Origin of the sequence: Haloarcula sp. CBA1127 (assembly GCF_001485575.1) — an archaeon.
GTDB lineage: Archaea > Halobacteriota > Halobacteria > Halobacteriales > Haloarculaceae > Haloarcula.
This window is the reverse complement of record NZ_BCNB01000006.1, coordinates 1,591,518-1,605,845: the sequence shown is the minus strand read 5'-3', so window position 1 is coordinate 1,605,845 and position 14,328 is coordinate 1,591,518. Positions and strand designations below refer to the sequence as shown.

Here is a 14,328-nt window from a genome sequence, read left to right as displayed (position 1 = left end):
TACTATGTTGCCACTCCTCCAGCTCGGATCGCTTCCATCACTGCCAGCAATACTCGTCGGCTTGCTGGCTATCGCCGTTGTACTACTGGTCGGTCGGCTCGTCATGAAGGTGGCGTGGCGGCTCGTCATTATCGCTATCATCGCCGTCGCCGTCCTCTGGATACTCGGAATACTGGGCTTTCAAGTCATCTAGAGTCCGGCGAGGAAGTTTCGGATCACGTCGTGGCCAACCGCGGTCAGGACTGACTCGGGATGGAACTGGACGGCTTCGATGGGGTGCTCGCGGTGGCGGACACCCATCACCAGTTCCGTGCCGTCCTCGGTCTCCGTCGTCGCGCTGACGACGAACTCCTCGGGAACGTCGTCGGCGATGAGCGAGTGGTAGCGTCCGCCCTGAAACCCCTGTTCCAGCCCCACAAAAACGCCCTTCTCGTCGTGGTTGATGGGGAACGCCTTCCCGTGAACCGGCTCCGGGGCACGACCGATGGTACCGCCGTAGGCGTACACCGCCGATTCGAGGCCGAGACAGACGCCCAGCGTCGGCACGTCGGGGCTGACCTCCCGGAGGACGTCGAGCGTGACGCCGACGTCCCGTTCGTTCTTCGGGTGGCCCGGACCCGGCGAGAGGATGATTGCGTCGGGGTCGAACGCTTCGACGTCTTCGAGCGTCGCGGTGTTCCGGACCACTTCAGTCTCGGCGTGTTCGGAGACGTACTCGACGAGGTTGTACGTAAACGAGTCGAAGTTATCCACGAACAGCACGCGGAGGTCGTCCCTGACGGCGTTCTCGCCGGCGGGCTGTGACGCGCTCATCGGGTCACCCCCTCGGGGTCGTTGGCTCCGGTCGCAGCCTCAGCGTCGTCAGCACTCCCAGCCGCGTCGACCGGTTCCCCTTCGATTTCCTCAAGCGCGGTCAACACGCCGTCCATCTTCTGCTCGGTCTCGACGTACTCGCTTTCGGGGTCCGAATCCGCGACGATGCCGGCCCCGGCCTGGACGGTGATGCGGTCCCGGTCGCCCTCGTCCTCGACCGTCGCCGAGCGGATGACGATGGCGAAGTCGGTGTCGCCGTCCCAGTCGAAGTAGCCGACGCCGCCGCCGTAGGGGCCACGCGGCGACCGTTCGAGTTCGTCGATGATCTCCATGGCGCGGATCTTCGGTGCACCGGAGAGGGTCCCTGCCGGGAACGTCGCGCGGGCGGCGTCGAAGGCGTCCTTGTCTTCGGCGAGCCGCCCCGTCACGGTGGATTCGATGTGCTGGACGTGGCTGTACTTGAGGACGTTCATGAACTCGGGGACCCGGACGCTACCGGCCTCGGCGACGCGGCGCACGTCGTTGCGCGCCAGATCGACCAGCATGGTGTGTTCGGCTCGCTCCTTCCCGTCGGCGAGCATCTCGCCGGCGAGGCGTCGGTCCTCGACAGGAGAGTTCCCGCGCGGGCACGTCCCTGCGATGGGGTTCGAGACGACGTGGTCGCCAGCGACGGAGACGAGTGTCTCCGGGCTCGCGCCGACGATAGTCAGGTCGTCGTAGCCCAGCAGGTACATGTACGGCGAGGGGTTCACCGCCCGGAGCGCTTCGTAGAAGCCCAGCGGGTCGACGTCACCGTACAGCTCTCGCGTTCGGGAGATGACGCCCTGATAGATGTCGCCCGAGAGGACGTACTCCTTTGCGCGTTCGACGGCGTCCTCGTACTCATCTCTGGGGCCGGCGACTTCGTCCTCACGCCGGAAGCCACCGGTCTCAAGCGGTGACAGGTCCGTAAGCACGGCCTCGACCCGTTCAGCTTCGGCGACCAGTTCGTCGTATCGCTCGCCGGCGTCCTCGCCTTGCCTGACAACTGGCGTGAACACGAGCGAGACAGTGTCCTCGACGTGGTCGAAGCGGACGGTCGACGTGGTGAGGACGAACTGCGCGTCGGGGAACCGCGAATCCGGGCGGTCTAAGCCAACCTCGTCGAGCCAGAGGTCGTAGACGGCGTCATACGAGAGGAAGCCAACGAGGCCGCCTTCGAGGTGCTGGCGGTCCATCGCCGGGAAGTTCCGCAGCGCCACATCGGGCATCGCCGCCCGGAGGTCATCAACCACGTCGCCGCCGTCGGTCGTCACGAGGTCGGCGTAGCGGTCATCGAACGCCTCGACCTCGCTCTCGTCACCGGTCACGGTGACGACGGCGCGCGGGTCGTAGCCGACGAAAGAGAAGCGGGCGTGGCGGTCGTCGGTCTCCGGCGCGAACGCGCCGTCAGGGTCGCTGGAGGCGACCTTTTCGGCACTTTCGAGCAGGAACGTGTAGTCGTTGGCGGCCACGTCGCTCGTGCGACCGGTCAGAGCCGCGTACGCGGTCAGTGGCTCCACGTCTACGTCAAGTTCCGCAGCGGTGCGGACGACGACCGGGCGGTCGGCCTTGGCGTGTTCGACGAACTCCTCGCGGGAGATATCGAGGGTCATACTGTGCCCTCCGACGCGCGCTTTGCGTTCCGGACGAACCGTCTAACTCCGTCGTGGTCTTTCGTGCCGCCGGCAGACTCCACGCCGCTCGCCACGTCGACGGCAAACGGCTCGACTGTCTCGACGGCCTCGGCCACGTTCTCGGGAGTCAGTCCGCCGGCCAGCACGACGGGCACGTCAAGCGAGTCGACGAGGTCACGCGTGCGCTCCCAGTCGTGTGTCTCGCCCGTGCCGCCACCGCCGTCGGCGTCGACCGAATCGATAAGCAGGGCGTCGGCGTGGGTTGCGTAGTCCTCGATGGCTGACGCGCTTGCCTCGACTACAGCGACGATGTCCCGTGAGATACGGCTATCGAGAGCCCCGAGTTCCGCCGGCGAGAGCCCGTCGTGGACCTGCACCGCGTCGGGCTCGATCCTGTCGATACGTCTGACGGCCTCTTGCACCGTCGTCGGCATCATCACCAGCACGCTCGTCACGAACGGCGGGACGCCATCGGCGATCGTTTCAGCCGTTCCCTCGTCGACCTCCCGCGGTGTGTCGACCGGAACACCGTGGATGATACCGACCGCGTCAGCACCAGCTGTAACGACGGCATCGCGGTCCTCGGTGTCCGTCACGCCGCAGATCTTCACGCGCGTCATGCCCCGATCAGGTCGTCGAGTTTGTCGGCTGCCGCGCCCGACTCGATGGCCTGTCGGGCCTGTTCGACTCCCGCTTCGTGCGTGTCGGCGACGCCGGCGACGTAGATGGCCGCGCCGGCGTTCGCGAGAATGATGTCCCGCTTTGCACCGGTGATTTCGCCCGTGACGATGCCGCGAAGGTCGGCGGCATTCTCTTCGGGCGACCCCCCGGATATGGCCTCGATATCACGTGTTTCCAGACCCATATCCTCCGGGGTGATGGTGTACTCCTCGATCCGGTCGCCGGTGACTTCTGCGACAACCGTCTCGCCGTGGATGGCGATCTCGTCGAGGCCGTCGCCGTGGACGACCAGCGCGCGCTCGACATCCAGTCGAGCCAGCGCCTCTGCCATCACGGGCACGAGGTCCGGATCGTAGACGCCCAGCACCTGTGCATCCGCGTCGGCAGGGTTCGTCAACGGGCCAAGAATATTGAAGACAGTCCGCATCCCGAGTTCCTGTCGCGGGCCGATGACGGCCTTCATCGCCGGGTGGAACACGGGTGCGAGCATGAAGCCGATACCGTCTCGTTCGATAGTCTCCTCGACGTCCGGCGGTTCGGCCTCGATGTCGACGCCGACTTCTTCGAGCACGTCGGCGCTCCCCGAAGATGAAGAGACAGAGTAGTTGCCGTGTTTGGCGATGGGGACGCCGGCTCCAGCCGCGACGATGGCGCTCGTCGTCGAGACGTTGATCGTGTCGTAGTCGTCCCCGCCGGTTCCACAGGTGTCGACAAGCCCCTCGCGGTCGGGCCGGATGGTCCGTGCGGCGTCGCGCATCCCCTCGGCAAAGCCGGCGATCTCAGCCTCTGTCTCCCCCTTCGCCCGCAGTGCCGTCAGGAGCGCACCGATCTGTGCCTCGGTTGCATCCTCGAAAACAGTCGTCGCAACGGCTCGAGCTTCCTCCTGTGTCAGGTCGTCACCGTCAGTGACGCGCTCAATATACTCTTTCATTGTATTCACCAATGGACTTTTTCGTGTTATGATGTACAAATCCGTACATTGACTTAAGCCTATCGGGACCCCTGCTCGCTGACGTATATGTGTGGGCAATCAACAGACAACGTGGCGATACGGAATTCGAAACCTTCAATTATACCCACCGGAAACAATGTGGTGTACCTCGCAGTGAGGGTTCGTGGTCTAGGTCGGTTATGACACCTCCTTGACATGGAGGAGGCCGGCGGTTCAAATCCGCCCGAACCCATTTCTACTGTCCCTCCCTCCCGAGCGAAGCGAGTCGGCAGCGACCTGTGGATTAAGCCAGAGTCGTGTGCAAGGGCGCAGATCTCGACGCTCCGACAGGGCCATCCCATAGTTTCTTGCCCCAACCGCGTTAGAGTCATCTATATGAGAGATCAGGTCCAGTCGGCGGACGCGTTCGAACAGTTCGTGCTCCTTGCGGTTGCAGAACTCGAAACGGCCGGTGAAACGCCAGTCCACTCCTATCATGTGACCCAGACGGCGAAAGCACATCTCGCGGATGTCGACCGACAGCCGTTCGGCGGCGTCGAGCGCCAGAAGGTCATCTCGGCGCTGGGCCGACTCGCCGACAAGGGGCTGTTGCGCACCGAACAGACGGAGTCATCGACGGGGAAAGGACGGCCGGGATACAAGCTGGCCGGAGATCCAGAAGAAGTGCTTGAAGTGCTGTCAGCGACAGACGAGTTCAAACCGTACGTCGACGCGGTCTGGTCCTCGTAACGGGTCCCACTCGTTAGACAACGCTCACGCCGCCGCGCTCCTGATCGAGAGCGGGTGGCTGGCCCGCTTCGAGACGTTCGAGACGGTCCATGATCGTATGGACGACGTCGTCTTTCGTACACGGTGCGACATGGACGAGTTCGCTGCCGTCGTACTCAGCCAGCCCCATGATGGGCAGCGACATGGCGTCGTACGCCGACGCCGCCACTTCTGAATCCACGGTCGTGTCCTGATAGAACGATTCGAGCGAGACGTTGTTGCTCAGTGCCCACTGCTTGAACTCGGCGACACGGTTCAGAATGTACTTGCCTTCTTCCGTCCGTGCGGCGGCCGACTGCGGCGCGATCTGTTTGCCCCAGACGATAACGTTGAACTCGTCGATGTGGTCGTTCTCGTCGAGTGTCTGGAGACGGTCGATGACAGCTTCCTGCCGTTCGTGTGCGCCATCGGGCAGCATCGACCGGACATACAGCTCGATGTGAGGTGTCGGCGTAGTATCACTCATAGCTATCGGACGACACTCCCGGCTGACACATATAGATACTGTGAGAGATGCCTGCATAGTACAGATAGAGTCAGCAGGGCCTGCAGAGCGTGAAATCAGCAATTCCAGTGAATAGGTTTCCTTCCAGTTGTAACGCTGGCTCGGGAGCGGTTAACAGCTGAAACCAATGTCTGATTTCTAACTATTCGCTGTTCGACCCGGACGAAAGACCGTGGAGGTTCTCGTGGATACCGAGGATGAGCGCGGGAACGACAATCATGAAGATATGCTCTTCGATGGGAATCCCGAGCAAGTCGACACCGGTTCGGAGTTTGATTGCGAAGACACCGACGGTCAGCGTGTACCAATCCCAGACGTAGGCGATCGGATAGAGCACGACGATGGTCTTGGCCGCCATCCGGAGGGCGTTGGCACGCCAGAGCAACGCGAGCGCAACAGTCCCCAGACAACCTCTGTGACCAGATACGTGTAGGGGCCGAAGACACCGATGTCAGGTAGCATACAGCCACCTTAGATCCAACGGCCTAAAGCTTAGTTCGTCTCTCGGTTTCCGGGGACTAAACCAACCTTGATAACCCCACACGTCGAATCTACGAATTGTGAAGAACTATGGATATTGCTGATATCGCCACCAGAGAATTTGTCGAGGTTGACGCCAACAAGCGCTTGGGGAAAGTCCGGTCTATCTTCGAACGCGAGAATCCCAAGGGTATCATCGTCACGGAAGACGATGACTACACTGGCGTGATCACGCAGAAACAGCTGGTCCAGTCCCATGTCGAGGACAACGCGAAAGCGGGGGCGATGACGCGCTCGGCACCGAAGGTCGAGCGCACCGATGACGTACGCGAAGTCGCGCGCGTCCTGGTCGAGGGTGGAGTCAAGCTCGCGCCGGTGTTCGAGGCGGGCGAGCTCTGGGGTATCGTCACCGAGGACGATATCCTCGACGCGGTTCTCGACAACCTCGACGCGCTGAGCGTCGAGGATATCTACACGCGAGACGTCATCACGGTGTCCGAGGACACCAACGTCGGGCAAGTCGTGAACCTCCTCCGGAAGCACGGTATCTCCCGGCTTCCGGTGCTCGGTGACGACGATGGCCTGACCGGGATGGTCACGCGCCACGATATTGTCGATGTCGTCGTCCGAGACATGAACAAGACGACGCGGGGCGACCGCTCCGGCGAGATTGAGCGCGTGCTCGATATGCCCGTCTACGACGTGATGAGCAGTCCGGTAGAGACGGCGAAACTCGGCGACTCCGTCGAGGACGCCGTCGCGCGGATGCTCGAAAACGACTTCGCCGGGCTCGTCGTCACGCCGGAAGACGACGACACCCATGTCGCCGGCATCCTCACGAAGACCGACGTGCTCCGTGCGCTGACCTACACCGAAGAAGAACACATGGACGTCCAGATTACGAACATCAAGCTGCTGGACACTATCTCCCGTGCGGATATCCGTGCCGACATCGAGGCGGTCGCGGACAAGTACGGGGCGATGCAGGTCCAGCACGCCCACGTCCGGTTCCACGAGCACAAGGAGAAGCTCCGTGGCACGCCGCTCATCCAGTGTCAGATCCGACTGCGGACCAACAAGGGCCAGGCGGCCGGCTCAGGCGAAGGCTACGGCGCTGAAACCGCGTTCAACGTCGCGCTCGACAAGCTAGAGCGTAACGTCCTCGAACTGAAAGGCGTCCAGGCCGACGAGGAGTACCGCGGCCAGCTCCTCCGCAAACTCGGCGAACTATAACCGGATAGTCGCTTTTTCTATCGCTCGGCGACCTGCACGAGCTGCTTGCCGATGTTCTCACCTTCGAACAGCCCGAGGAACGCGTCGGGCGCGTTCTCGATGCCTTCGGTGACGGTCTCTCGATAGGAGATGTCGCCAGAAGCGACCCACTGACCGAGCTGCTTCGTCCCTTCCTCGAACCGCGGCTCGAAGTCGGAGACGAGGAGGCCTTCGATGGTCGCACGGGACTGGATGACCTGTGTCAGCTTGCGCGGCCCCATCGGTATCTCCTCGCTGTTGTACAGCGAGATCTGCCCGCAGACGGCGACGCGGGCGTCGGTGTTGAGTCGCGTGAACACCGCGTCGGTAATCGGTCCGCCGACGTTGTCGAAGTAGGCGTCGACGCCGTCCGGTGCGGCCTCGTCCAGTGCGGCCCGGTAGTCGTCGGTCGTCTTGTAGTTGATGCCCACGTCGAAGCCCAGATCATCTTCGAGGAACGAGACTTTCTCGTCGGAGCCGGCAAAGCCGACGACGCGTGCGCCCTGCAGCTTGGCGAGCTGGCCCGCAACGGAGCCGACGGCCCCGGCGGCTCCGGTGACAACGAACGTATCCCCGGCGGACGGCTGTGCGACTTCACGCGTGCCGAAGTACGCTGTCAGGCCCGGCATCCCCAGAACGCCGAGCGCCGTCGAAATCGGTGCGAGTTCGGGGTTGACTTCTGTGAGTACCGGTCCGGGTGCCGTGGCGTACTCCGCCCACTCTAGCTCACCAGTGACGACGTCACCTTCATCGAAGCGTGCGCCGTTGGATTCGACGACCTCACCGACGACGGCACCCTTGAGCGGGTCGCCTACGTCCCACGGCTCTTCATACGATTCGCTGTCGCGCATTCGGTCGCGCATATACGGGTCGACAGAGAGGTACAGCGTCTTGATGAGCACCTCGCCGGGCCCCGGTTCAGGGATTTCTTCCTCGGAAAGCTCGAACGTGTCGTGGTCGGGGGTCCCTTCGGGGCGCTTCGCTAGCCGGTAAACGCGGTTAGTGTTCGACATCACCCCCTATACACCTGGGACCCGAAAGGGGGCTTCGAAAGGAGAAACAAGCACCGGTTTTATAGTTTATCTAATAATTATCCACAGGTATTGTGCAGCTGGCGGAAGGGCATTGCTGATCGGGACAGCAAAACCGAAAAACCGTGCTCGAATCGCAGCGAGGAGCAGGACCGAGAGAGTCAGAGTTACTGGAAGCCGATCCGGCCGCCGCTCCCGGCCTGCCGCTGCGGGCTGGAGCCGCCCCTGAACTCCTCTTCCATCTGCTCGTAGTACTCGCGGATGTCGTCGGTGATCGTCGGGCGCACGCTATCCATCGCCTGCCGGAAGTGGCGCATCTCGACTTCCGCCGCGTCGTCGTCCTCACGGAGTGCCTCAATGGCAGCTTCCCGGGCGATGGATTCGAGGTCCGAGCCGACGAACCCATCGCTGACTTCGGCCAGTTCGCGCAGGCTCACGTCGGGCGACAGCGGCGTGTCGTCCGTGTGGATCTTCAGGATCTGCTCGCGGCCCTCGACGTCGGGCTCGCCGATCATCACCAGCCGGTCGAATCGACCCGAACGGATCAGCGCCGGGTCGATCATATCCGGCCGGTTGGTCGCGCCGATGACCATCACGTCTTCCATCTCTTCCAGCCCGTCAAGTTCGGTCAGGAGCTGATTGACGACGCGCTCGGAGACGTTCGACCCCATCTCGCCGCCCCGACCCGGTGCCAGCGAGTCGAGTTCGTCGAAGAAGATGATGGTCGGAGCCACCTGGCGGGCCTTCCGGAACGTCTGTCGGATGGCCTTCTCGCTCTCGCCGACCCACTTCGAGAGCAGCTGTGGGCCACGGACCGAGATGAAGTTCGCGTCGGTCTCGTTGGCGACGGCTTTCGCCATGAGCGTCTTGCCGGTGCCGGGTGGGCCGTACAGCAGCACTCCGGACGGCGGCGTCACGCCCATGCGTTCGAACTTCTCCGGGGAGTTCATCGGCCACTCGACGGCCTCCTGAACCTGCTCTTTGGGCCCGCTGAGCCCGCCAACGTTGTCCCAGGACATCTTCGGGAGTTCGACCAGCACCTCCCGCATCGCCGATGGACTCACCTCGTTGAGTGCGCCCTTGAAGTCGTCCCGCTTGATAATCATCCGGTCGATGAGGCTCGGCGGAATGTCCTCCTCGTCCAGATCGATCTCGGGGAGGTAGCGGCGGAGCGCCTTCATCGCGGCCTCCTTCGTAAGACTCTCGATGTCGGCCCCGACGAAGCCATGCGTGTCCGTCGCCAGCTTCGCGAGGTTCACGTCGTCGGACAGCGGCATACCGCGGGTGTGGATCTGGAGGATTTCCTCGCGACCGACCTCGTCCGGCACGCCGATCTCGATCTCGCGGTCGAAGCGGCCGGGACGGCGCAGCGCTGGGTCGACACTGTCGACGCGATTCGTCGCGGCGATGACGATGACCTGCCCTCGTGATTCGAGGCCGTCCATCATTGTCAGTAGCTGGGCGACGACACGGCGCTCGACCTCACCGGTTACGTCCTCGCGCTTGGGCGCGATGGAATCCAGCTCGTCGATGAAGATGATCGAGGGCGATTCCTCGCTCGCGTCCTCGAAGATCTCGCGTAACTGCTGTTCGGACTCACCGTAGTACTTCGAGATGATCTCGGGGCCGGCAATAGAGAAGAAACTAGCAGAGGTCTCGTTGGCGACAGCCTTCGCAAGCAGCGTCTTCCCGGTGCCGGGCGGGCCGTGGAGCAGGACCCCCTGTGGCGGCTCGATGCCGAGCTTCTTGAAGATCTGAGGGTGTTTCATCGGCAACTCGACCATCTCTCGCACCCGCTGGATCTCGTTTTGCAGCCCGCCGATGTCCTCGTAGGTGATGCCGCCGCCGGTCTTCTCGAAGCCGGAGATCGGTTCCTCGCGGAGTTCCACCTCGGTGTCCTCGGTGATGAGACAGACGCCCTCGGGCTCTGTCTCGACGGCGATGAGCGGGATGGCCTGCCCGGGCGAACGCATGAACGGATGATTCGTCGATGACATCACCGGGACGATGTCGCGCTCGACGACCGGCCGTTTCAATATCTGCCGCTTAACCATGCCGGCGGCGTCGGAACCAAACTGGACCGACGCTTCTTCGGGCGGCGCGAGGACGAGCTTGTCGGCCTTCTCGGCCTCGGCCTTCCGGATGGTGACGCGCTCGCCGATGCCCACGTCGGCGTTCTGGCGCGTGAAGCCGTCGATGCGGACGGTGTCAGTGTTCCAGTCCTGCCGGTCAGCCCGCCACACCTTGGCCGCGGTCGTATCGCTCCCTTCGATCTCGATGATGTCGCCGGGAGAGAGCTTGAGGTGCAGCAACGTATCGGGGTCGAGTCTGGCGATACCGCGCCCCGAATCGTTCGGGTACGCTTTCGCCACTTCCAATTGGACTTCGTTCATAGTAGAGCCTGCTTACAACGAACTCGGGTAGCCCCGGAGATATGCTTTATGCTACCGGCGGCCAAGACGCAGGGCGACGGGTTTATATGATACCTAATAGCATACCGCACAGAAGTGGCAAATACCCTCCGGCTTGAGTGGCGGTAACACAGGCTGCCGCCATCGCCGCGTTTCATAAGGCTGGACGCGATAGCGCCGATATGGTATTTCTCGTTCCCTTCGACGGGTCACCGCTCGCAGACGCCGCGCTCGACCGTGCCGTTTCCTACGCCGCGGCCCTCGACGAGGACGTCGTCGCCGTCGCGTTCATCCCGACCGGGGCCGACTACGCCGAGCGCCGCCGTCGCGTCGACCCGACCGAGGACTTCGCCGCCGAAACCGCCGCTGACGACCTCCGGCGCAAGATCGAGGAGGCGACCGACGACTCTGAACTCCGCTACGACGACGTAAGCGCTCACTCCACCAGCGAACTGTCGACGACGATCAGACAGACCGCCCGCGATGTCGACGCCAGCGTCGTGTTCCTCGGCAGCGACGACACTGAGGACATCGTCGTCCCTATCGGCGAAGTCACAGACGGCGAAGACTACGATATCCACATCGTCCGCCGGACTTGAGGACGTAGCAAGAGGGCTTTTACTGGCGCGGCCTGACCCTCCGGGTATGCGAACACTCGCTTTCGACGGCCGGATGGGCGCGGCCGGTGATATGCTTCTGGGGGCGCTGCTGGCTGCCGGAGCCGACCGCGACGCCCTGTCGGTGGTTGAGGACACACTGGATATCGAGTACGCTGTCTCCGAGGGTGACCGCTGCGGGATTGCTGCAACGCGCGTCGAAGTGCTGTTATCCGACACCGCCTGTGATGGCGACGATTCCCACGACCACACTCACAACGACCACTCGCATTCCCATTCTCACGACGATGAACACGGCCACACTGGGGACGACGCACACTCTCATACCCACGGCGACCACGACCACACCCACGCAGAGGGTCACGGCCCAAGCAGAACGTACGCCGAGGTCGTCGAACTCGTTGAGGGGATGGACTTGCCGGGGGCTGTCAGGGCGGATGCGCTGGCAATCTTCGAGATACTCGGCGAGGCCGAGGCCTCAGTTCACGGGACGGACCTCGACGACACACACTTCCACGAGGTCGGGGCGGACGACGCCATCGCCGACATCGTCGGGGCCTGCCTCCTGCTGGATGATCTCGACGTCGAGCAGGTCGTAACAACGCCGCTGGCGACGGGGGCGGCACCGTGGAGATGAGCCACGGCACCTACCCGGTTCCGACTCCCGCGGTGGTCGAAATTGCGGAGCAAGCCGACTGGTCGCTGCAGGGTGGCCCCATCGACAGGGAGCTCCTGACGCCGACCGGCGCGGCGATTCTCGCCCATATCGCTGACGGGACCGAGTCGCTCCCGCCGCTCGACATCGACGCGTCGGGGTACGGCGCTGGCGGATGGGACCTCGACGACCGCCCCAACGTCTTGCGGGCGATGGTCGGCGACAGCGCGGGACGACTCCGCCGCGACGAAATCACGGTGCTCGAAACGAACGTCGACGACGCTCCGCCAGAGGTGCTTGGCGACCTCCAGCGCTCGCTCCCGGATGTCGGCGCACGTGATGTGTCGATAGTGCCGACGACGATGAAGAAATCACGGCCCGGCCACATCATCAAGGTCATCTGCAGACCGGAAGACGCCGAGCGGGTCGCGCGCCGTCTCGCCGAAGCGACCGGGACGCTCGGCGTGCGCGAATCCGGGGCCGGCCACCGCTGGGTCGCCGACCGGGAGTACGAGACGGTTGTACTCTCTGTCGACGGCGAACAGTTCGAGGTCACGGTCAAAGTCGCAAGCGACACCGACGGCACGGTGTTCGACGTGAGCGCGGAGTACGACAACGCCGCGGCCGTCGCGGACGCGACCGGACTCCCCGTCCGCGAGGTGATGCAGCGGGCCGAGCGGATGGTCCGAGAGTAGCGCTATCCGTTGTCGGGTTCGCTCTCGTCGGCGGTCGGACTGTCGCTGTCATGTTCAGCTAGCGCCTCCTCGACGGTGAGCGCGCCGGTCGCGACCCGCCGGGCGAGGTCCTCGCTGATCGCCCGATTTGTATCGCTTGCCTCCCGCGAGCGGTCCTTGATTTTCTGGAGTTCGCCGGGCGTGGGCTCAATGGTCCGGCTTTCGATTTCCTCGCCGTCGAGGCGGGCAATGTTGACCGCGGCCAGCACGTCGCCCATCCCGCGTGCCCCGGAGCCGAGGTACGGCGTCGTTCCTGTTTCGTCGACCAGCTCGACCGGCACGGACTGGATCTCGTCGATGATGCGCGCGCCGACGAGCCGCGCGCCGTCGCCGATGCGAACGACCGGGTCGACCGCGTCTTCGACTTCCTCGCGGACGATTTCGGTGATGTCCGCCGCGGGCACCTGAAACGCTGCAACGACCATGTCGCCGTGGAGAATCGCGACACCCGGCCGTTCGCCGGGGTCGATACCGATGACGGTGCGACCGTCGCCACCCCGGAGCGTCGAGATAACAGCTTCGACGGCGCGACGCGGTGTGTCCGGGTCCGCCTGCACGAGGTCGATACCGTCGGGGATTTCGACCGACTCCCCCGCCGCGATGACCGCGACAGCCGCCTCCTCGGGCCATTCGTCGCCCGGTTCGATAGTCGTGAACGCCACGCCACGGTCGCGTAGCTCGTTGACGACTCCATGGTACACTTCGAAGTCTTCGGTGGCGACGACAATCACGACCGTAATTACTCCGCAACTCACTTACGCGTGCTGGCGTGTCAGGATGACCGTCCCGACTCCGCTATCTATGGTCGGTCTGCCGACGCCGTCACGGCGGTACTCGTTGGATATGCCGGCCCGCCACAGGCAGACAGGTCGACCATTTTTTATTTTACCGTAGTCATTTCTGAGATATGTCAACAATCGCCGCCAAGCGGGCTGACCGAAGCACTGACGGTATGTTTGCGTTTGTGCTTGGCCTGTTCGTTGCGCTGCTGGCCGTCGCGCCGACGGTCACGGCGACTGCGGTCTGGGGTGGCGTCGATGCCGACGCTGCCCTCTACATCGTCGCGCTCCTGACTGTTGCAGTCGTCACCGGCCTCGGGTGGCTCGCGACGTGGCGACGGCCCGGTCTCGCGGTTGCGCTGGGGGATCACAGGCCCGCTGGCTCCCGCTACTTTTTGCGGCTAGCTACGCGATTGCCACACTCTTTTTTGCGCCGGAATACGGTGCTCTGGCGCTCGTTGGATTTTTCTTCGGAATGCTCGCTGCGGTCGTCCCTGGTCTGGCGATGAGCTTCATTGCACGCTCGCGCTACACCGATGTAGTTCTAGCCGACGTAACCGAGTACGAATCGTTTACCGCCGGCTGGCCCGACCGCGCTCGGAACCGGCTGGTCCTGACGATGCTTCCGGTATTCCTCGTTGGCTGTGCGAGTTTTGGTGTCGTATTCCTGACCGAACACAGCACGTGGCTCTGGTCGGTCGGTCAGTTCCTGCTCCCGGTTGCGACGATGCCGTTTAATAGAACCCAGGCACGTACCTACACCCTCAGTGGGGCCGGCATCGAACGATCGATCCCATTCGGTAAGACAGTCGCCACATGGGACTCATTCAATGGCTACAGCACTACCGACGAGGGGATTGTGCTTCACCGGCACTGGGACCTCGATATGCGGTTCGCGCGTGAGCAACTGGATGACCCCGACGCTGTGAGCGAAACTATTGACCGCTTTCTCCCCCGCCGGGACTGAGAGTTGCGAGCGTTTTTATCCGAACCTGC

At 63.4% G+C, this 14,328-nt stretch carries 14 protein-coding genes, 1 tRNA gene and 2 pseudogenes; 8 read left to right on the top strand and 9 right to left on the bottom strand.

Features of this window, described 5'->3' with window-relative positions; translation table 11 throughout:
• The first annotated feature begins 4 nt into the window (after window positions 1–4).
• Window positions 5–193: a hypothetical protein gene (locus AV059_RS12775; protein WP_058994930.1), complete on the top strand. Its 189-nt coding sequence runs from the start codon at window positions 5–7 to the stop codon at window positions 191–193.
• Here AV059_RS12775 and trpG read toward each other — a convergent pair.
• Genes trpG through trpD form a run of 4 tightly spaced genes read right to left on the bottom strand, consistent with a single transcriptional unit; the run spans window position 190 to window position 4,080 of the window.
• Complete coding sequence (gene trpG / locus AV059_RS12770; protein WP_058994927.1) at window positions 190–813, bottom strand: anthranilate synthase component II; 624 nt, start codon at window positions 811–813, stop codon at window positions 190–192. The genes AV059_RS12775 and trpG overlap by 4 nt on opposite strands.
• Window positions 810–2,447 (bottom strand): anthranilate synthase component I, encoded by a 1,638-nt coding sequence (gene trpE / locus AV059_RS12765; RefSeq protein ID WP_058994925.1) that lies wholly within the window; start codon window positions 2,445–2,447, stop codon window positions 810–812. The genes trpG and trpE overlap by 4 nt, the downstream gene beginning before the upstream one ends.
• The gene (locus tag AV059_RS12760) at window positions 2,444–3,088 is read right to left on the bottom strand and encodes a phosphoribosylanthranilate isomerase (RefSeq protein WP_058994923.1); all 645 of its coding nucleotides are present in this window, start codon (window positions 3,086–3,088) and stop codon (window positions 2,444–2,446) included. Before AV059_RS12760 ends, trpE begins: the two co-directional genes overlap by 4 nt.
• Window positions 3,085–4,080: an anthranilate phosphoribosyltransferase gene (gene trpD / locus AV059_RS12755; RefSeq protein WP_058994922.1), complete on the bottom strand. Its 996-nt coding sequence runs from the start codon at window positions 4,078–4,080 to the stop codon at window positions 3,085–3,087. The genes AV059_RS12760 and trpD overlap by 4 nt, the downstream gene beginning before the upstream one ends.
• A 178-nt stretch (window positions 4,081–4,258) precedes the next feature.
• Here trpD and AV059_RS12750 point away from each other — a divergent pair.
• Window positions 4,259–4,333, top strand: a tRNA-Val gene (locus tag AV059_RS12750).
• 143 nt (window positions 4,334–4,476) lie between these two features.
• Complete coding sequence (locus AV059_RS12745; protein WP_058994919.1) at window positions 4,477–4,830, top strand: hypothetical protein; 354 nt, start codon at window positions 4,477–4,479, stop codon at window positions 4,828–4,830.
• A gap of 13 nt (window positions 4,831–4,843) precedes the next feature.
• On the opposite strand, the gene AV059_RS12740 is transcribed toward AV059_RS12745, so the two are convergent.
• Window positions 4,844–5,335, bottom strand: coding sequence for an HTH domain-containing protein (locus AV059_RS12740; RefSeq protein WP_058994917.1), 492 nt, complete (start codon window positions 5,333–5,335; stop codon window positions 4,844–4,846).
• A 181-nt stretch (window positions 5,336–5,516) separates the two neighbouring features.
• A pseudogene (locus tag AV059_RS12735) lies at window positions 5,517–5,836 on the bottom strand (lycopene cyclase domain-containing protein).
• A gap of 108 nt (window positions 5,837–5,944) precedes the next feature.
• On the opposite strand from AV059_RS12735, the gene AV059_RS12730 reads away from it, so the two are divergent.
• Window positions 5,945–7,087: a CBS domain-containing protein gene (locus AV059_RS12730; RefSeq protein ID WP_058994915.1), complete on the top strand. Its 1,143-nt coding sequence runs from the start codon at window positions 5,945–5,947 to the stop codon at window positions 7,085–7,087.
• A 17-nt stretch (window positions 7,088–7,104) separates the two neighbouring features.
• Here the strand turns inward: AV059_RS12730 and AV059_RS12725 are convergent, their stop codons facing one another.
• Complete coding sequence (locus tag AV059_RS12725; RefSeq protein WP_058994913.1) at window positions 7,105–8,118, bottom strand: NADP-dependent oxidoreductase; 1,014 nt, start codon at window positions 8,116–8,118, stop codon at window positions 7,105–7,107.
• Between the two features lie 185 nt (window positions 8,119–8,303).
• A complete protein-coding gene (locus AV059_RS12720; RefSeq protein WP_058994911.1) occupies window positions 8,304–10,529 on the bottom strand; it encodes a CDC48 family AAA ATPase in 2,226 nt (741 codons plus the stop codon).
• Window positions 10,530–10,729: 200 nt separating this feature from the next.
• Between AV059_RS12720 and AV059_RS12715 the strand changes: the two genes are divergently transcribed.
• Window positions 10,730–11,146, top strand: a complete 417-nt coding sequence (locus AV059_RS12715) for a universal stress protein (RefSeq protein ID WP_058994909.1) — start codon at window positions 10,730–10,732, stop codon at window positions 11,144–11,146.
• 46 nt (window positions 11,147–11,192) lie between these two features.
• Window positions 11,193–12,514: pseudogene (larC, locus tag AV059_RS23075) on the top strand (nickel pincer cofactor biosynthesis protein LarC).
• Window positions 12,515–12,516: 2 nt separating this feature from the next.
• On the opposite strand, the gene AV059_RS12705 reads toward larC, so the two are convergent.
• A complete protein-coding gene (locus AV059_RS12705) occupies window positions 12,517–13,284 on the bottom strand; it encodes a hypothetical protein (RefSeq protein ID WP_058994907.1) in 768 nt (255 codons plus the stop codon).
• A 176-nt stretch (window positions 13,285–13,460) separates the two neighbouring features.
• Here AV059_RS12705 and AV059_RS12700 point away from each other — a divergent pair, with 176 nt between their 5' ends.
• Together AV059_RS12700 and AV059_RS12695 are read left to right on the top strand one after the other, a co-directional pair.
• Window positions 13,461–13,841 (top strand): hypothetical protein, encoded by a 381-nt coding sequence (locus AV059_RS12700; protein ID WP_058994905.1) that lies wholly within the window; start codon window positions 13,461–13,463, stop codon window positions 13,839–13,841.
• Window positions 13,838–14,299, top strand: a complete 462-nt coding sequence (locus tag AV059_RS12695; protein ID WP_154021031.1) for a hypothetical protein — start codon at window positions 13,838–13,840, stop codon at window positions 14,297–14,299. Before AV059_RS12700 ends, AV059_RS12695 begins: the two co-directional genes overlap by 4 nt.
• Window positions 14,300–14,328 lie beyond the last annotated feature (29 nt).